Raw genomic sequence first — 18973 nt, 5'->3', positions numbered from 1 at the left:
GTACGCATGCGCGCAATGGGTGTAGAAAGGCCAGATCGGAGCAGATTGTTTATGCCCTTCCTGCTGTAATCATAGGAGGTATGTCTTCGGATCAAGGCAAGACCATCGCCATTTTCATTGGTCCGATAGCTGCATCAACACGCCCGTGCTGAAAGAACCCATTACGCATATCGACCTGGTCAGGCGAGCGTACACTTTGATCGGAGGGTGTTATGCTATTTGGAGATTGGGCTAAGGAAATACTCGCCTTAGATGCTGTGAGTAGAGGAAAGAGCGCGCATCGAATGAGGTTGCTAAACTTGACGGTCATCTTAATTCCTGAACTATCCAAATGAATAAGGGACTAGTAGGATGGATGCTACGGGTACGCATGTCGGTAAATTGGGCTTAAGCCCTGTCGACAGGACTGTTTCACTCAAGGTCACTCAACCAATTGCTCGAAGGTGGTCGCGGAGACGGACACGTTGATGGAGTCGAGCCCGAGGCTGCCTTGTGCTCGGTTCTATTGCCCGCTTTATCGTAACAGATAACCCGTTTCTCAGTGTTATTCTGCCCGCCGCTTGTCTCAACATTAACCAGTCGGCCAAGCGTGTCGTAAATGGAGGTCTCTGTGCTCGGCTGGGCATTGGCAGCGCTCGTTGCCGCTGGACTGATCGCGCCAGCAGAGGCGCCCATTATTAAGTATTTGAGCAGTACTTTGTGCGTATTTCCCCGCCCTATTTAGGCGCTCCAATCGAACATTTCACTAAACAAACGGTACATTGAAGGTGCACCAAGCAAGAGCGTTCTATGCACAACCACGCTCTCTCATCCGGCAGGCCTACGGAAAACTTAAGGGCAAAAAACCTCCATCCTGCATCAACAATGTGCCTCAACAATCGATGAATTGACCAATATCAGTAATTGGATCGTTTTTGCTGGTCGACTGCTAAACTACGCCATCGGATCAAGAGAGGACGTTCCGCTAACGGCCAAAATTACCATTCAAGCCGGCATCGGAATATGCGTGCTCTTGCTCTTGCTCTTGCGCGAAGGATTGGTAGGCTCTTACGATCGGAAAGTTCAGGCGCACCGCGCCCTCACCTTTGGGAGACAACAGATGCTCAATACACTCAAGTGGGCAACAGCCGCGTCGTTGCTGGCGCTGAGCGCACCTGCCCTTTCGAATGAGGACCGCACTGAACAGTCTACGGTTGAGCGCGAAAACGAGACATACAATGCGCAGCAGTTCTTCGATTCCACGTCCTTTGGCCTTGGCTCTTCTGGCGGACATGTGTTCACATCTGATGGCGCGAATGTCTTGATCAATTCGGATAGTTCAGGCGTGTTCAACGCCTATCTGCTGCCTGTGTCGGGCGGTGAACCGGTAGCACTTACCAATTCAACCACAAACGCGATTTTCGCAAGCTCGCTGTTTCCGAACGATAATCGCGTGATTTACAGTTCGGACAGTGGCGGTAACGAGCTGAACCACGTCTATCTCCGCGAACTTGATGGTACGGTGCGTGATCTCACTCCAGGTGAAGGCCTTACTGCAAGCTTTGCCGGATGGAGCGGAGACGACACCTCCTTCTACATCGCCACGAATGAGCGCGACCCACAAGCCTTCGATGTCTACGTCTATGACGCGGATGATTACTCGCGTGAACTGCTGTTTGAGAATCCGGGCAACTTCTTTCCTGGTGGCGTGTCGGATGATGGGCGCTGGATGGTCCTGTCACGCAACAATTCGAGCGCAGATAGCGACCTGTTTCTGGTCGATTTGGCAGCGGGCACCGAACCGAAGTTGATCACCGAACACGAGGGCAATATTAGCTATGGCAGCTATGGCTTTACCCGAGACAGCTCGAAACTGACCTTCGCAACCAACGAGCATGGCGAATTCAATCAAGCATGGACTTATGATCTGACCAGTGGGGAAACTGCACCGTATCTAAAAGCAGATTGGGATGTCAGCTTCGTCAGCTATTCGCGCTCGGGTCGCTACCGGGTTAGCGCGGTGAATGCTGATGCCCTCACGCAATTGACTCTTCTTGATCAAACGACGGGCCAGGTGGTTGAGCTCAGTGGGATTCCCGAAGGCAATTTAGGCAGCATCCGCTTTAACGAAGCAGAAAGCCAGATCGCATTTACCGTATCATCGGATACATCGCCTTCTGATCTCTATGTCGCTGACTTGGCCTCAGGCCAAGCGAAGCGTCTGACCAGCGCGCTGAACCCGGCGATTGACGAAGCAGACCTCGTCACCGCTTCGATCGGACGATTTGAGAGTTACGACGGGGTTGAAATTCCTGGTGTGCTCTATCGTCCAAACGGCGCAAGTGCGGATAATCCGGCCCCGGCTATCGTCTGGGTTCATGGCGGTCCTGGCGGCCAGAGTCGGCGTGGATATAACCCCACGATTCAGCATTTGGTGAACAACGGCTATGCCGTTTATGCGATCAACAATCGTGGTTCGTCGGGCTATGGCAAAACCTTCTTCCACATGGATGATAAGCGCCATGGCGACGCCGATTTAGGCGATGTGGTCGCCTCCAAAAATTATCTTCAGAACAAGGACTGGATTGCAGATGATCGCATTGCGATCATGGGCGGATCTTACGGCGGCTACATGGTTGCCGCCGCACTGGCCTTTGAACCGGAAGTATTCGACGCTGGGGTAAACATTTTTGGCGTAACCAATTGGGTCCGCACGATTAAGTCAATCCCACCATGGTGGGGCGCTAACCGCAAGGCTTTGTTGGATGAATTGGGAGATCCAGAGACGGATGAGGAGCGCCTGCGGAAAATCTCACCACTGTTCCATGCCTCCAATATCGTAAAGCCGATGCTTGTCGTGCAGGGGGCGAATGATCCGCGGGTTCTGCAGGTTGAAAGCGACGAATTGGTTGCTGCGGTTAAAGCGAATGGCGTTGACGTAGAGTACGTCCTTTTCGAGGATGAAGGCCATGGTTTCCGCAAGAAGGAAAACCGCGTCGAAGCCTCCGAAGCCTATCTCAACTTTTTGGATCAGCACATCGGGCGCTGAGGCCTTATCAGACTAACGTGGCAGGCGAGGTTAGAAGCGTGGTATGAGCCGCAAATCGAGAGCAAAACCACCTAGCCCGCTGCTACGTTTTGGCTCATCACCCGAGACCATGCGGAAAATTCCCACTTACTGGTCCGATGAGGGGAGCACCTCATGCAGCGTTTTAGACAGGCGAGAACACTGCGGAAGGTCGCTTCATTAGGTTATCAAGCCCCCACGTTCCACTAAGAGCTGCGATTGCCAAAGGCGGTATTCTGTAACCAACTTTCGCACGAATGGAGCTGTCTCGATCACGCGAGCGAGCTACCGTTCGGAAATGGGTGATCGAAAGCCCGCTCACCCAATTTTCGCCGCCCACTACCCATTTTTTCAGATGAAGCTGGTCGCCGGTCCTCCATTTCGGCAAACTGACAAAATGCTTGCTGAACGCGACATCGAACTTTCACGCTTGGCTGCCCTCTTGGGGGCCTCTGATGCAGGCGGCCGCGTAGTGGCGGTGAGCGGCGAGGCTGGAATAGGCAAAACAGCTTTGCTTCGAGAATTCGCGGCACGCCACGCGGGGGCTGTCGGTTCATCTGGGGCATGTGCGACGCTTTGTTCACTCCGCGGCCGCTTGGCCCGGTACACGACATAGCAGCCTTGATGGTCGAATTGGGCGATGATTGGCAGAATTCTGGCGGCACAGCCTTGTTCTCTCGGATTCTGTCCAAGTTGTCCCATAGCGAGCATCCGGTCGTTCTAATCATCGAAGATGTGCATTGGGCGGACATTGGTACGCTCGATTTTATCCGATTTCTCGGGCGCCGGATCACCATGTGCAGCGTCTTAATGATCGTTAGTTTTCGCAATGATGAGCTGAGCCGTGATCACCCCTTACTGCGCGTTTTAGGGGACATTCCTAGCGATCAGACAGACCGGATCGAACTCCAATCACTTTCGCTCGCCGCCGTTACGAGGATGGCCGACAATAGCGGGCGCGATCCTGAGAAGCTGCTTTCGGTAACGAATGGGAACCCGTTTTTCCTTTCTGAGATTCTTGCGAGCAAAGATGGCCATCGGCAAGTTCCTGCGTCGGTTCAAGACGCAGTCAATGGGCGGCTTGCGCGACTCTCCAGTCAACAGATCAGGCTGCTTGAAGCTTTAAGCATAATACCCGTGCACATCGTGCCTGACCTGCATTGTGGCTGGATCAACGACTATCAAGAGCTGCTGCGTGACTGCCTCGACCTCTCGATCTTGATCGAGTTGGAAGATGGGCGCCTTCGGTTCCGCCATGAGCTGGCTCGGCTCGCTACTTGCAATCGCTGTTCGTCTATCGAACTCCGGAATCTTCATCGCAAACATCTCGCCTTCATCCTCGAAAACTCCAAAAACCATGATGCTGGCGAGCTGCTTCATCATGCTCGCGGCGCAGTCGATGCTAAAATGGTGCTGAAATTTGCCCCGATTGCCGCGGAGAAAGCTGCGCTGCTTGGTGCGCACAAAGAAGCGGCCGACTATTTGGAGGCCGCACTCGAATATGTTGATGAGGCGAAACCGGAAGAGGCCGCACGGCTCTATGAAAGCTGGGCCTACGAAGCTGCAATCGCCCACCGGATCGATGATCGTGTCATCGAGGCCCGCCGCCATGCATTGACCATGTGGCGGGTGCTCGGAGATGATGAGCGTATCGCCGACAATCTGCGGCACCTTTCGCGTCTTCACTGGTATCGCGGTGAGGCGACCCAGGCGAGTCGCTATCTCGACGACGCTATTCAACTGCTCGAACGGCTTGAAAACAAGGGTGCCCTTGCGCTGGCCTACTCAATGCGTTCCCAAATCCACATGCTGGCTAGCCGGATGGATGCAGCAATCGACTGGGGACAGCGCGCACTCGCCGTAATCGAGGGCAAACCAATTCCTGAAGTGGAAGTTCATGCGCTCAACAATATTGGCACGGCGCGCATGTTCCTTGGCGATGAGCAAGGGATTGTAGATCTTGAGAAAAGCCTCGACCTTGCGCTGATACATGATCTTCACGAAGACGCAGCGCGGGTCTTCACCAACCTCTCAGAATACGCGGTTGACATGCGCAGGTTGGACATTGCTGAGTCGACGCTGGAGCGAGGGATCAAGTTTGATACCGAGCACGAACTCGATAGCTGGACCTTTTATCTGCTCGGCCGCAAAGCCCAACTCCGTTTGGAGCAAGGGCGGCTCGACGAGGTCGAAGAAATCTGCCGTTCAGTAATCGGAACGCCAGGGCAGACATTGCTTATGAAACTGCCAGCCAGGATCATGTTGGCTCGGCTATACGTGCGAAGTGCGCATGACGACGCTGCTTCGACACTTCAAAAGGCATATAAGGATGCGCTGGCAACTGGTGAGGTGCAGTATTGCATCCCGATCTTGATAGCGATGCTGGAGCAGGCCTGGCTTACCGATTCAGAAAATCTCGCCACACAAGCTGTAAGTGGTCTGGATCGGATCGAGCAGTCGTGTTTCAGCCTGTGGGGCCGCGCCGAATACAATTTCTGGTGCGATCTGACTGGGACGCCTCCAAAGCATGCCAGCAGCGCGGACGAGACACCTTTCGGATCAGCCATTCAGGGCAACTATGGTGAGGCCGGCATGCAGTTCGCGAGGCTGGGTGCGGACTACCTTGCCAATGTTTGCTTTGGCCTTTCGAATAGTGCGGAGACAGTATCCTCAGGTCTGGCGGCGCTGAACCGGCAGGGCGCAAAGGGTGCGACCAAGCGATTAATTGAATTGCTTGAGCATCGCGGAATCGGGCGAGAGGATGTTACTCTGCCGCGTGGCCCCTACAGTGCAGCTCGCGAGAACGCTTTTGGCTTAACAGCCAAGGAAATGATCGTGCTTGAGCACCTTGCCAAAGGACTTAGCAACGCTCAGATCGCCGAGGAGATGTCTCGCTCACAACGCACAGTCGAACATCACGTTTCAGCAATTCTGCAGAAACTCGAGCTGGAAAACCGACTCGGTGTGTTGCTGAAGTTGCGCGACGAGCCATGGATCATTGGTGAACCTGAATAATGACTTCGGCCATGCACTGAGACTTCGCAGCTACCCTCGCGAAATTTAGGTAAGGCATTTTCGAAGAATGGGTAGCTGCCCCGATGACGCATCCAAGCGCGCCAATATCCTGATCTTCACCACTTATGGAATGGCGTGAGAACGCGAATGCCGTGTTTTGGGGGAGACCGAAATGAAAATGATGCTCCGTGCCGCGCTATCTCTGGCCATCGCTGTGCCCAGCGGCATGCCCGTATACGCTCAAGAGATCCCTCCACTAAATCGAGAACGATTTGAAACTGCAATGCATGACCGCCTGCGCGGAAACACGGTTGGCTATGCCTTCGTGCTGACAGGGCCGGTCAACATCCTCGCCGAAGGAGCGGATGGCTGGGCACAGAAACCGGGTGACGGCAATGTCCGCATGACGGTTCGAACGGCTAGCCATATCGGCTCAGTGAGTAAGCTGATAAGTGGTACTGGGCTGCTATACTTGCTGCGGGAAAAACCGATAGCGGATGGTTCGGTAAACCAGCAGCTTGATGCACCGCTTGCTGACTTCCTACCACAAAAGATGAAGCAGGCCTATAGCGCGCGACTGACTGGGGTGACTCTACGTACGCTATTGATGCACAAATCGGGCCTCAATCGTGCCCCGGGAGATGTCGGCTATTGCGACGGCGGTGCGCCGGTCCCCGACGGCTGGATCAACATCGACTATGGCCTATCGCGTGGTGCGCAAGCGCCGGGGACAAACCGTAAGTACGACAATTGCAACATCTCGGTCCTGCGCTTCGTCATCCCGCGCATTGCCTTTCCGGACCAGGCAGCATCTATCGATCAGGCTCACGCAGACAAGTCCGGTGCGGCCTACGGCAGAGCGATCGAACCCGCTTACCGGTTCCTTTACACGGCATTCATGTACACGCAGTTTTTCGATACTGTTTTCCGCGGAGCCATCCCGACTTGCAATCCTGCGCGAGACCGCGGCCCAGATAAATTTGCCAAATATTACTCGTCACTCGGCGATCAGGTCGGCGGCTTTGTTGAACCCGAAACCTGCAACCCGCAGGGCAGTTATTACATGAGTGCTCGCCAGCTAGCGCGGTTCGCCAGGCAAATGGGTTTCACCAATACACTGGTCGGTCGAGGCATTCGAAGGCGGATGACTTCACCTGCCAACATTGACGACCGGTTGGTATTCAATCGGATCATCGCTGACACGACCTTCCTCGCCGAAACGGGGAAGCGTAACTGGGTCTTTCACGGAGGATCATTCAGAGGTGCATCGGCCGTCGTGATCAAATTGCCTGGTCGGCGCTATGGCGTGGCGGTTTCGAATAGTGACGAAATCTCGTCAGGCGACCTCGCACGGGCACTTTTCAACGCATATGTGGCCGCGACTAAAAACGCGCCGCGGCGCATCAGCGGTTGAAGTTGTCCGACATACCAGAAAACAATTCGCGCTCCGTGAAAGAGGAATTCGCCATGACAGTTCGATCGAAATTACGCGCCTGCACTCTGGCCATGCTCGGGTTGGTCTTGCTCACCCCATTGGCCACGCCCGCGCAGGCGGAAGGTTACCTGCAACCCTTTATCGATGGGCGTAACAATCTACACCGTAACATAACAGGTGATGACCTGGAGGCTTTTGCCATTACCCTTCGCGAAAGCGACCGAATTGTGATCGATATCGAGATGGAAAACATCGTGCAGTGCACGAGCCTCAATAAACGCTGCCTACGTTTTCATCTTATCTCCGCGCCCAATCCTGACAAACGCGGCTGGGATATTGTCGGAGGCGTGCGAAAAGAAGTCTACGATGATCTTTGGCGTACCAATCGCGATAGAGATTACCGACCGACGGACATTGAAGCGCTCACCAAACGTGTCTCTAACCCTGGAGGCCAGGGCGGTGCCAACGAGGTCTTTTATGCGGGGCTATGGATCGAGAATCGGGAGAACTTGGCTTGGGCATCTTTTTCCGAAATCGAAGGTAGGCGTTTCAATAAAGAATTCCGGCAAAGAGTTCGTGATGGATCGATGGTGTTGGTCGACCACGAAGCAAGCGGGTTCAACAACCAGAAAGTTGCGGCCATCTTTGTGCGTCCGCGCGCCGAACATCGCACCTCGCGTTGGAAACCCACCCAGGCTGAGTATTTGGCTGATGCCGCCCGTGTCTTCAGCCCTTCAGGAGGGTGGCCGCTATACATGAGGCCGGGCACACGGTTCGAAATGACATTACGCCAGGACGGCGTTCGCGAAGCGCGCGTCTTCACAGCTCTGAATGATCGGCAACTGGCGAACCGCCTTACCGGGGCGCGGAGCGATGGCTTCCAGTTGATCGATATTGAGCGAAACCGCGATAAATGGATGACGATTTTCGTGCGACGTCGTCGAGATTAATCGTCACCTAAATGGGGGCGGCGACCACCATCGCGTGTTGCGACCCGGCGATGGTGGTCACCTTTTGCCTCGCTGTCGTTGCCTTGTCAGACTAACTGTACCAGTTGCAGATTGAGGTGGTGAGGTGAGGGTGTTTTAGTGCTTATTTGTCGCAAAATCGACCAGCCCATTGGCACGTTTTAGCTAATCGTCTGAGATCGTGCGCGTAGTTGTTATGATGCATGTGCACTTTCCATTCAGTCTGCGGAACGTCGAGGATTATTCTTCGAGCGCGGTATCGACATTTGTTATGAAACGGTTCGGGTTTGGTGGAACCGGTTTGGCCCGTAGTTTGCTGCGGACATTCGGCGCCACAGGATCAGTCAGATGAAAGGCTTTCGCCATTGGCGCTGACACCTCGGTAATCTTGTTCGTCAGAATCAATGGCGAGACGCATTACCTGTGGAGCGCTGTCAATCACGAAGGCGAAGTGCTGGATAGTTATGTCACTAAGAAACGGGATAAAACAGTGGCTTTCAAGTTCATTCGCAAAGCCTTGAAACAATACGGAAAAACTGAAGCTCTCGTCACCGATGGCCTTTGATCTTATCCCGTTGCATTCAGCGAACTTGGTATTGAAGAACACCGTCAGGCCTGCGGGGAAGCATCCACCCTTGTGGTCCGCTTCCCAGTACCAATCTTCACTCGCCTCAAAACTCTCCTGCGATGCCTGCCCGCACGCTGGTGGAGTTGCCGCCTGCGTAGGTTACCCCTGCGGTGATGGCGAAGTCGCCTTCGAACCGATGCATCAGTCCAGCGGAGAAACCAACTTCGCCGCGGTACGTCGCGACATTGCTGGCATAGCTGGTTTTACCCGCTGCACTTGGGAAGTGCGGAGAGGCTTGCGCAGCGATGGAAGCAATGCCCCGCTGTGCATCGCGGTCAATTGTGCTGGTGAGGTCGAACAAAGTGTTCACCCTTCCTGACAGCGCATCGAACTGGGCGGTTCCCACTTGTGAAACGGTGTTGAGGGCGCGGCGGACATTGTCGACTGAGGCGGCGGTGGCAACGCTCTGGCGGCCAAGCGTGCCATTCGCGTCGACGGTCACTGCATCCACGGGGCCAACCTGCGCCGCTGTACTCGCATCAATGTCGCCAATCCGCACTGATGATCCATCTCCGCCCAGCGCAACCTGATTGTTCGCAGTGGACGCTGCCTGAAAGCCAACTGCGGTCGAATTGTTGTGCGTAACGCTCGCTTCCCGGCCAACCGCTGTACCAAATTGCGCGGTCACCTCGCTTGAGCTGCCCACCGCTGTACCCGCGCTGCCGCTGACATTGGCTTGAAAACCAACCGCAGCCGCTGAGTTGGCTGTCGCAGCGATGTTCACACTAGTCCCAATGCCGGTCGAGAAAGCGCCCTCAACGCGGGCTGAGTTGCCGATTGCGGTCGCATTGAGCGACCGCGCTTGAGAACCCGTCCCAAAAGCCGACGTCCCGTTCGAAGTCGCGACCGAGCGCGCACCCACAGCCGTAGCCAAAGCGCCATTGGTCCGCGCCCTTGCGCCAAACACAGACGCCTCCTGACCAATCGCAATCGTACCCGACCCCACAGCACTCGCGTCCTGACTGCTCGCAACAGAATCCACACCAAGAGCAATCGACGCAATACCCGTCGCCTGTGCGCCATTTTCATCAGCATCCCCACCATCACCGCCGATCGCGATGGCGCCGGTCATAGTTGTTTCCGCCGCACTGCCCAAAGCGATCGCATTGCCTCCTCTAGCTCGGGAGTCCGCGCCGATAGCTATATCATTCATGTCGAAAGCAAGAGCGCCTTGTACAAATCCATCAGGGTCATTGTCGCCTCCAATCGCAATACCTCCAGAACGGAATGCATCTGAGAACGATCCGATCGCAACGGAATTATCGCCAGCTGCGTCTGCCTGCCTGCCTAAAGCAGCACTTCTTATTCCATCTGCTCGTGTACCTACCCCTACAGAAGTGCCATCGGTGCCATTTGCCCCGGAGTTCGCTCCAATCGCAACTCCGTTATTCCCCACAGCAAACGCGTTTTCGCCAAAAGCGATTGAGCTGGAACCAGCGGCAGACGTATCACGGCCAATAGCGATGCTGTCCTCGCCTGTTGCCTCCGCGCCGATCACGCTGGCATCATCACCGTCTCCGCCGATGGCAATTGCGCCCACACCGGCACCATCTGCTCGGCTGCCAATAGCTACTGCCTGATCTTCACGGGCCCTTGCCGCCGATCCAATCGCAACTGACTGAACACCTTCAGAGTTACCCTTAATTGCAATAGAGTTTCCACCACTGGCATTTGAAAAACCAATCCCAACCGCGCCGATTGTGCTTGCAGATGCATCCCGGCCAATTGCCAAGCTGCGGTCACCCGTTGCTTCTGAGCCTGCACCAATTGCTATCGCTGAGAAATCCGTGGCCATAGCCCCTGTTCCAATGGCAATTGTATTGCTCTCGCTCGCTTGCGCTCCGGTCGTGCCGCCAATGAATTCAGGTACGCCAATTGCGATGCTGTTTCCACCTGCCGCCGCAGCTCCTCTGCCCACAGCAACACTGTCGTCGGCTGAAGCATCTGCGCCATCCCCAAGAGCAAGACTGCTTTCACCAGCGGAAGTCGCACCATTCCCAAATGCCGAGCTGTTCAATCCGCTGCGGCATTTGCCCCAAGACCGACTGCAGTGCTTGCGCCCCCTGCTGCACTAGAGCTTGCGCCAAGTGCGGTGCCCGATCCGCCAGTCGCACTAGAGCTAAGTCCCAAGGCCGTGCTGCCAGTCATGGTGGCATTGGCGCCTCTCCCGATGGCTGTGCTGTTAAATCCCGTGGCAGAACTGGCAGATCCCACAGCAGTTGCATTTGCTTCCGCCGTTGAACTTGCGCCCACGGCCACCGCCATGCTGCCGGTGGTGGATGCTGCATCGGTGCCGCCGCCCGTAGTGATGTCCCCGCCAATCGCAACGCTGCCGGTCCCTGCGGCACTCGTGCCGCTACCGACTGCTACTGCTCCGATGCCGCTTGCGGTGGCTTGTTCGCCTAGTGCGGTGGACTCGCTCGCTGTTGCTTCTGCGTCTTCGCCAAGCGCCGTTGCCGCTTCGCCAGATGCATCGGCATCATTACCAATCGCCGTGGCCCCATTTGCGCCGGTTGCGCTTGCGCCTACGCCGCAGGCAAGCGCATTGTTGTCATTGTTCGAATTTGCACCGCCATCATTGTCTGTCGCGTCGGCATCGACAATCCCGTTGTCGTTACGGTCTAGCAGGCAGTCATCCGCTAGGGCTGGCTGAGGAACCATCAACAAAGCTCCGGCGACCCCTGCGCTCAACGTGGTTCCGACAAAGAGCGTCGCTTTTGAAAGTTGTGTATTCAAGTCATTTCTCCTCAAATCATATTTGGCCTGCGCGCTTGGGCTGGCGTGGCACGCATGGATGCTCTGAGGTTTGACTTGGATTTCATGCATGACATTGGGCACGCGAAAGCGTGCCGTTTCGTGATACCAGAAATGCGGCAAGCCCCAGCAAACCCCTTGTAGGACAAGGGTTTGCATGAACCTTTCGATGCTGTCATACCCCAAATGGGTCAAAAACATTCGAAAGTGAAAAAACTTGCCAGAAGCGCATGAACCGAGCGCCGACGTGCCGTCTGACCGAGAGATCGATCTAGATATAATCTCGGCGTCTTGGCGGTCATTGACGCATTCTGAAAGCTATGAACACCTGCTCCAGGCGTGGGACCGCAAACTCACCAAAGCTGCGAAAAAAGGACTAGGTAACAAGCTGGTTGACCGTGTCTTGGCGCGGCAATTGGGCGATATCGAACAATTATTGGTCGACGATGTCAATTTGACAGTTGAGGATCCGCTAGACGCGGCGGTTCGATCTATACCTGCGCCATCCATGGCGATCTCGCCGCAAGGGATTGTGGCGTTACTAGGGCCTGAAGCAGGGGAATTTTTTGGCGTCTATCAGGGCATGCCAGTTGGCCGTGACTGGATCCGCGCAGATTCCAAGCAGAGTTTTGAGATGATCCTCAATCGCAGTTCCACCGGAAGCAATTCTAGCTATGCGATAGTGTGGATTGTCGATGCCACCGGCCGAGAAAGCATAGCGGAAGTATTCCCATTGGAAACAGACCAGCACGATGGAAGTTATACCATCGTGCGGTCGCTTGAAATGGATTGGCCTGCAATGGTCAGCAAAAATCTATCTCAAGCTTTCGGCCTTAGCCATGCCGAAACTGAGATTTGCCGCCTTCTGTTTCAACTGCGCGAGATTGATGCAATTTCTGAAACGCGCGGGGTAGAACGCCAGACCATAAGGACCCAACTTAAGAGCATCTTTGCTAAAACAGAGGTTCGCTCAAAAGTCGAACTGATCCGTATGCTGGGATTGGTTTGCGCGCGAGCAAATACAGAACGAAGTATCGGACATCTTGCTTATGCTGATCCCAGCGGGAACGAAAGAGTCATGCGGTGCAAAGATGGCCGCGCATTGGCTTACAACTGGACCGGAGTCGAAAACGGCCTTCCAATCCTATATGTCCACGGGGGCATACCCTATTTTCTGCTCCATAGCCCGGTCCGCGAAGCTTTGCAGGAGCATGGTTTAAAATTGATCACCATTTCGTTGCCAGGGCACGGGAATAGTGAGTTCTTGAACAAACCACTGCTTGAAGATGGCGCGAAAGCAATCATTGAACTGTGCGATCATCTTGGACTGCGCCAGATCGCAGGGCTGGCCAGCTATGCTGGACATATTTGTTTAAGCCGTGCAGCCAGCATCAGACCGGATTTGTTTCGCGCTCATTTGTCGATTGGCGTGAATTGGAACCTTAACAAAGAACGACTGCACCGGCTTCCCATGAACCAGCGAACGCTCGCCAATTTGGCAAGAGTGGCACCAAGATTGTTCGAGTTGATCTGCGGCATCGGTTTCCGGCGCATGATGCAGGAGGGGCCTGATTTCTTCCTTAATCGTTCGTTCAACAGCCTTGAGGCTGATCGAAAATCGATCCGCGATCCTGAGACGCAGGCACTTTTGCGACCTGCCTGTCAACATTTAGCGAACCAAGGTCCTAAGGGATTTGTGAAAATGCAATGCATGGTTGGGACCAGTTGCATTCAAGACTGGATGGAGGATCTAAATATCCCAACGCATTTCCTAATGCCTTTTGATGTTGAGCAATTTGCCGATGAAGACCTAGTCGATATCAGCATGCTTGGCGAAATGGTAACTGCAGAAATTGTCCCCGGCGCTGGAGAGCTCCTACCATACCAAACTCCAGAGTTGTTTATCGCCCGCTTGCTCGACCTGGTTTCTGTGAGCCCGCATGGGGCCTTTTTGCAGCGACAAGAGAATTGCCGAAACCGTCGCCATGAACGATGAACATGAACATGAGCGGGAGCAAACGGAGCGTAAACAGCTGTTCCAGGCCTCTAAAGAAGTCCGATACTAGCCTCAAACGGATACACTAGAGATCAAACAACTCCGTTCTGGCTCCACCCAGCCAACTCAGCCGATGCGTGCATTCGACCTAGGCTTAACCGCAACTCAATAGCTGATTGGGACGAGCGGATTAGACAAAACTATTGAGCGATCCAAGGGCTGGATCCAAACTGTAATCAATGTCCTGTTTACCTAACCACCGCCTCTAATTGACTGAGCAGGAATATGTCAGCGTTGTTGATTGACCATTGTTCAGTGTTCCCAAGGCAATCCCTGGCCCGGTCAGATCTGCGATTTCCCAACTGCCAGTAGGAACTCCGTCTCCGGTAATCGCAACAGGATCAGTTGCAGTACAAGTGAGCCCTGAGCCAACCACGTCCGTCACCACAACACCAGTCACGGCATCAGGGCCATTGTTCGTCACAACGACCGTATATGTTGTTGTAGAGCCAGAGGTTACAGTATCATCTGCTTGATCCGCTTCGCCATTAACTCCCGGCGTATTGGTCTTGGTAATCGCCAGATCGGCAATCGCTGTAGACGCTCCACAAGTGACCACTCGAACCGTGTCAAGCGCATATCTTTCAGCCACTCCGGCCGTTGGAGCGGTTGTTGGATCTCCAAAGTTGAATGACCCAATCCCTTCGACAAGCGCACCCAATGTCACAACATTAGGCAGCACCGCATCAAAGTCTGCTTGAGTGGCAACGCTAATGGCGCCTCCGAACCGGTAACGGCGATTGGTGTTGCGGTTTGCATCTGCCATAACGAACCAGCCTGGCCCGGGTTGCAGGCGCGGGTTTGGATCGTTTCCCATTGCCCGCTTTCAAGCAGATCCGTTTGATCAGATGCAGTGTAAAATAGCCTACGATCTACTCCTTGAATGATGAAATCCTGCCCGATATTCCAATCGAACCACTCGCAACGTTTCGTCGCCAATTCCACTTTTCCAAATAGACCGCGCCGCCTGCCGCGGCAGACAAATCGCCACCCCCTCTCGCACCCAAAAGGTCGAGTTTCCAGCGGCATCGAAAGCGCTCACGAATGCTCCGCCTGAGGGGCTGGCAACGCCATTTCCCGCATTCAACGTCGCATCTATAGTGACGTCGGTTTGTGTTCCATCGACGTTGCTCACGTTATTTGTCAGCGACGAAAAAGCTATCGGTGGATTTGCTGCATTCTGCGAATTTGCATAGGCGCGCCAGCCCCCATTGCTTCGATCATCGAATGTTTCCTCAAAGATAACAGAATCAACGGCACAAGCGCTAATGGTCTGCGGTGTAACTGGGTACGAAGACGCCTGTGCTCTCGCATCAGACGGAAGGAAAATGGACGACGCTATAATGCCTGCGCTAACAAACAAGCAGGACTCAACTCTACAATCCTTCGATCGAAAAAGCTTGCGCTTCCCCTAGTCATTGCCAAGCGCAGCCCGCACCAATCCTATTCTATTCTATTCGCCATTTCGCCTCCCCAATAAGAGAAACTCAAATTCTTCTCATTGTTCAAATGTTCTCAAGGTGGATATGCTCTTTATTAACAACTATCGGAACATCATCCAATTTCAGTATTGAAAGCTTCCCACTGCAAAGCCTAAGTCTTAGAATGATCTCAAAGTTGATCCGTTCAATCAACTAGAAGGGAAAATCGCACTGGCTCTTGGCATTGGCCTCAGTTGTGGCCCGCGACCGCTCAAAGACGGGGCGGCGGCCGTTCCAAACCTCTAAAAGAGCGAGTAAGCTCTTATTTTCTCGTGTAAGTTCGTGATGGTATTGCTTCTAAGTCTCCATCAGACATGCGCCAAATTACATCTTGAGGGACGGGAAGTTCGAGAGTTTCTTCCTTCGATAGATCGAGGTAGACGCCTCGAATAATACGACTGAATAGACCATGGGAAACGGCGATTACTGATCCATTCGTATCGGCTAGCCACTTGGTCGCGCGTTGACGCGCAGCATCATAACTCTCTCCATCAGGCGAGCGAAAATACCAATCGAATGGAGTGGAGCCATCCAAGATTCCCGACCAGCGAGCCTCAATATCGATATGGGTTAAACCATCCCACGAACCGGTTGAAACTTCCTCAAGTCGCTTGTCGAATTGTGTTTTCGGAAAATCGCCGCAATTTTGAATGATTTCTGCGGTTTGGCGAGTTCTGCCAAGCGGGCTGGCAACAAAGGTGTCTATCTTCGTACCGATTTCGGCAAGCCGTTCGCCGATTGCTCGCGCCTGCATAAGCCCAAGTTCGGTAAGAGCGGAGTCCAGTTTGCCTTGAAATCGGCCGGATGAGTTCCATTCGGTTTGGCCGTGACGAATGAGAAAAACTTCACACATTGTCGGGCGATATGGCCAAATCTTTTGTACGCGGCAAGACGGCTCCTATCGCAGCTGTGAAACCATAACGTGAGGGGTCATAAGATGAGCGACTTTCGCTTGATCCGGCAGGAAGCTGGTCTTGGCAAGGGAAGCTCTAATTTTGCAGAGTTTGCTGCACAAGCAGTGCCATAGCTCGCGCTTCTTCACTTCCGTCTTCGAGCAATCCTGAGATCACCCCCTTCTTGTCGCCTTCGGTACTAGTTTGGTTTGTTTTCCATTTGCCTTCTATTCTCGAGATCGGAATCTCCACGCCAATCACCCCCTGGAGTAGCTTGTCCAAGAAGTTTTCAGGAGCATCGTCTAACGACCATGGCATTGACTGTGTGCGTTCATGCTGCTCGCTCAGCGCACCTAAATGCTCTTCTAACCATTGACGGTCTTCGATAAATTTAGGATTCCCGTGGATCGCCACAGTCGCGTAGTTCCATGTCGGTACGGCCCGGCCGTGCTCCTTTTTGCTGGGGTACCAATTGGGTGTAATGTAAGCCTGTGGTCCACGAAAAATCACGACATGCTGCGTTTGCGCCGAGCCTTCCTTCCAAACAGGATCTCGCTCTGGCTACATGACCATACAGAGTACCAACTGCCCCCTCAGAGGCATCTAGGATGAAAGGTATATGGTCGACATTTAGACCTACCTGACCCGAGCTGACCCATGTGCCAAGTGGGTGCTGTCTGATCAGCCCATGCAACACGTCCAATCGCGTTTCTTCAAATGGCTTTGGAATGTACATCGGAGACCTCTGGGCATCTATTGCTGGACTAGTAAATTTCGGCACCGTTGGAAGGACTTCACCCATATTCTGAAAGGCTTGTGGGTATAATCAGGGGTTCAGTGTATCCCACTTACTCACCCCAGGTTCGAACGATGAGCACAGGAGCTCTCGCATTTCTCTGATTGCTTCATGGGCAAGAGCAGCGATATCGTCCGAATGAGTGGTGTCGATAGTTACGCAAGGGTCAAGGTTCAGCGGGCCAAGAGCTGCTAGCTCATCAAACTGCTGCGTCAGACTATCAACTCGCAGCTCATCGTTATGACCTTGGTGACGTTGCCTTTTTAGAAACCGTTCTCGGGCCACATCAGGTTCACACTTGCAGTGAAGCTCCACAATAGGGGCGTGAAGTTCAGCGATCCAATCTGTCGCGGTTCCGTAGGAGACAGAGAGGTCCCTCGGACGCCAAAATGACACTAAGACACCCGACGGCAATGCTTTGGCTTGATTTGCAAAAACCTCATCGCTTTCCCGGCTCAGGCGTTGTCGAAGAGGCAAATCAACTGCCGAAAACTTATTGAATTCAGCTTCCAGTATGTCGTCCTTGTCGAGGAAGGGCCAACCAAATGAATTTGCGATAAGCCGCCCGATCGCCGTCTTCCCAGCGGCCGAGCATTCCCGTAACTATTGCAAATCCCTTGATGCTCATTCGCGCAATATGTCGCAGCAAATGATTATCGCAATACCCGGCAATAGATGATCGGCAATGCTACGTCCGACATTGGGCTAGAGTCAGACGATCCCATTCCGGCGCAGGCCCTCGGCAATTATTGTTTCGATCAGGTCTTCCTGGCTCCACCCAGCCAGCTCAGCCGCGCGGCCAAAGACCTTTTGCGACCACAGATTGCAATTGAGGTTGAGTTCCAGGAAGGTGATTTCGCCCGTATCCTCGTTCACTCGGAATTCGAAACGGCCATAATCAAACGGGCGATATTCTTCCCAGCAACGCTTGGTCAGCTCCGCAATCTTTGCGGTGAGTTCTGGGTGGTCAAAATGCTCGAGCGCATATTTCTGGCTACGGTCGACCAGATCGCGCTTTTCCTGATAGGTGCGCAGATGCGACGGATCAGCCTGGCGAAAGATCATCATGGGCAGGATTTGCGGCTCGCCATTGATGGTAACGACTGCCACTTCAACGTCACTGCCGTCGAGGAACGGCTCGACAATCGCATCCTGTCCGCCATTGCTATCGTCATTGTGGATGCGCTCAACCGCTGCCTTCACACCCGCCCAATCGCGCGCGTCACCCACGCCCCAGCTGGCCGAAGACGCATTGGGTTTAATCACATAGCGATCCGCCTTGAGGCATTTTGCTTGTTCAATCGGGGCGCCTTTGCGGAAAATCGTCCACGGCGCGGTTGGGACCCCGGCATCCACGGCTGCGCGCTTTGCCAGATGCTTGTCATCGGAAAGACCGCGCAGGATCGGGCTGGCCCCAAGATAGGGAATGCCAGCGCGCTCACACAACAGCGGCACCAGCATCTCCGAATTGAAAAACCCTGCGCGGTTGAGCAGCGGAAAGACGAAATCCACGTCCTTTGGCGGGTCGAATAGAATATCGAAGGTCTGCGTAATGGTCAGCTTCAGCCCAAGGCCCTCAAGCACCTCGCGCATCTCGCGGTGATACATGGCATGGTTGCCATCCTCAGGGTGTATCTCACCCTCCCACAGTGCATTCTTTGCAAGGAACAGGATATGCGCGCCCTTTTTAACCTCATCGGGAATGCGCAAAGGGGTGAGCGTGTCTGTCATGTTTTCATGCCTAGCAACGGTATGGAGCCGCGCGTTTACGGCGGTAAGACGGGCGGCGCCAGCAGAAAACTTACCCGGGTAATCAACCGGTCCGGCGCGCATGCACTTCCCATCGCTTATGGGGATGAATATAGCAACGCCGGGTCGCGTTTAATAACCTGCGGGAATGG

12 protein-coding genes and 3 pseudogenes are annotated in these 18973 nt (G+C 54.1%); 6 read left to right on the top strand and 9 right to left on the bottom strand.

The features are described from left to right. Positions 1-1099: 1099 nt before the first annotated feature. The 5 genes from AC0V6Z_RS12315 to AC0V6Z_RS12295 all read left to right on the top strand — a co-directional run bounded on the left by AC0V6Z_RS12315 (position 1100) and on the right by AC0V6Z_RS12295 (position 8446). Positions 1100-3028 (top strand): S9 family peptidase, encoded by a 1929-nt coding sequence (locus AC0V6Z_RS12315; RefSeq protein WP_472638755.1) that lies wholly within the window; start codon positions 1100-1102, stop codon positions 3026-3028. Between the two features lie 316 nt (positions 3029-3344). Beyond that, positions 3345-3662, top strand: a complete 318-nt coding sequence (locus AC0V6Z_RS12310) for an ATP-binding protein (protein WP_472638754.1) — start codon at positions 3345-3347, stop codon at positions 3660-3662. An 8-nt stretch (positions 3663-3670) separates the two neighbouring features. Beyond that, entirely contained in the window at positions 3671-6061 is a 2391-nt protein-coding gene (locus AC0V6Z_RS12305; protein WP_472638753.1) for an ATP-binding protein, read from the top strand. A gap of 172 nt (positions 6062-6233) precedes the next feature. Beyond that, entirely contained in the window at positions 6234-7475 is a 1242-nt protein-coding gene (locus tag AC0V6Z_RS12300) for a serine hydrolase domain-containing protein (protein WP_472638752.1), read from the top strand. Positions 7476-7594: 119 nt separating this feature from the next. Next, on the top strand, positions 7595-8446 hold the full coding sequence (locus AC0V6Z_RS12295) for a hypothetical protein (protein ID WP_486176484.1): 852 nt from the start codon (positions 7595-7597) through the stop codon (positions 8444-8446). Positions 8447-8804: 358 nt separating this feature from the next. On the opposite strand, the gene AC0V6Z_RS12290 is transcribed toward AC0V6Z_RS12295, so the two are convergent. The 3 genes from AC0V6Z_RS12290 to AC0V6Z_RS12280 all read right to left on the bottom strand — a co-directional run bounded on the left by AC0V6Z_RS12290 (position 8805) and on the right by AC0V6Z_RS12280 (position 11828). After that, positions 8805-9071, bottom strand: a complete 267-nt coding sequence (locus AC0V6Z_RS12290) for a hypothetical protein (protein WP_486176483.1) — start codon at positions 9069-9071, stop codon at positions 8805-8807. 64 nt (positions 9072-9135) lie between these two features. Further along, positions 9136-11109, bottom strand: a complete 1974-nt coding sequence (locus AC0V6Z_RS12285) for a YadA-like family protein (protein WP_472638749.1) — start codon at positions 11107-11109, stop codon at positions 9136-9138. Then, the gene (locus tag AC0V6Z_RS12280; RefSeq protein WP_472638748.1) at positions 11106-11828 is read right to left on the bottom strand and encodes a hypothetical protein; all 723 of its coding nucleotides are present in this window, start codon (positions 11826-11828) and stop codon (positions 11106-11108) included. The genes AC0V6Z_RS12285 and AC0V6Z_RS12280 overlap by 4 nt, the downstream gene beginning before the upstream one ends. A gap of 319 nt (positions 11829-12147) precedes the next feature. Here AC0V6Z_RS12280 and AC0V6Z_RS12275 point away from each other — a divergent pair, with 319 nt between their 5' ends. Further along, positions 12148-13842: a bifunctional helix-turn-helix transcriptional regulator/alpha/beta hydrolase gene (locus AC0V6Z_RS12275; protein WP_472638747.1), complete on the top strand. Its 1695-nt coding sequence runs from the start codon at positions 12148-12150 to the stop codon at positions 13840-13842. Between the two features lie 265 nt (positions 13843-14107). Here the strand turns inward: AC0V6Z_RS12275 and AC0V6Z_RS12270 are convergent, their stop codons facing one another. The 6 genes and pseudogenes from AC0V6Z_RS12270 to AC0V6Z_RS12245 form a co-directional block, all read right to left on the bottom strand. After that, complete coding sequence (locus AC0V6Z_RS12270; protein ID WP_472638746.1) at positions 14108-14719, bottom strand: hypothetical protein; 612 nt, start codon at positions 14717-14719, stop codon at positions 14108-14110. Between the two features lie 926 nt (positions 14720-15645). Next, on the bottom strand, positions 15646-16236 hold the full coding sequence (locus AC0V6Z_RS12265) for a histidine phosphatase family protein (protein WP_472638745.1): 591 nt from the start codon (positions 16234-16236) through the stop codon (positions 15646-15648). Between the two features lie 136 nt (positions 16237-16372). Continuing rightward, positions 16373-16819, bottom strand: a pseudogene (locus AC0V6Z_RS12260) (FMN-binding negative transcriptional regulator); the annotation flags it as partial. Positions 16820-16844: 25 nt separating this feature from the next. Then, a pseudogene (locus tag AC0V6Z_RS12255) lies at positions 16845-17012 on the bottom strand (FMN-binding negative transcriptional regulator); the annotation flags it as partial. 90 nt (positions 17013-17102) lie between these two features. Then, positions 17103-17648: pseudogene (locus AC0V6Z_RS12250) on the bottom strand (nucleoside/nucleotide kinase family protein); the annotation flags it as partial. Positions 17649-17783: 135 nt separating this feature from the next. Beyond that, complete coding sequence (locus AC0V6Z_RS12245; protein WP_472638744.1) at positions 17784-18803, bottom strand: D-alanine--D-alanine ligase family protein; 1020 nt, start codon at positions 18801-18803, stop codon at positions 17784-17786. Positions 18804-18973 lie beyond the last annotated feature (170 nt).

The organism is Erythrobacter sp. SN6-5, from assembly GCF_057364945.1.
Note: the sequence above shows the minus strand (reverse complement) of the source record. Positions and strands in the feature narration are given on the sequence as shown.

What these genes read in the sequence shown, in the direction of transcription:
- AC0V6Z_RS12315 (WP_472638755.1), top strand. Translation starts at nt 1,100, where the DNA reads ATGCTCAATACACTCAAGTGGGCAACAGCCGCGTCGTTGCTGGCGCTG.
- AC0V6Z_RS12310 (WP_472638754.1), top strand. Translation starts at nt 3,345, where the DNA reads ATGGGTGATCGAAAGCCCGCTCACCCAATTTTCGCCGCCCACTACCCA.
- AC0V6Z_RS12305 (WP_472638753.1), top strand. Translation starts at nt 3,671, where the DNA reads ATGGTCGAATTGGGCGATGATTGGCAGAATTCTGGCGGCACAGCCTTG.
- AC0V6Z_RS12300 (WP_472638752.1), top strand. Translation starts at nt 6,234, where the DNA reads ATGAAAATGATGCTCCGTGCCGCGCTATCTCTGGCCATCGCTGTGCCC.
- AC0V6Z_RS12270 (WP_472638746.1), bottom strand. Translation starts at nt 14,719, where the DNA reads ATGGGAAACGATCCAAACCCGCGCCTGCAACCCGGGCCAGGCTGGTTC.
- AC0V6Z_RS12265 (WP_472638745.1), bottom strand. Translation starts at nt 16,236, where the DNA reads ATGTGTGAAGTTTTTCTCATTCGTCACGGCCAAACCGAATGGAACTCA.
- AC0V6Z_RS12245 (WP_472638744.1), bottom strand. Translation starts at nt 18,803, where the DNA reads ATGACAGACACGCTCACCCCTTTGCGCATTCCCGATGAGGTTAAAAAG.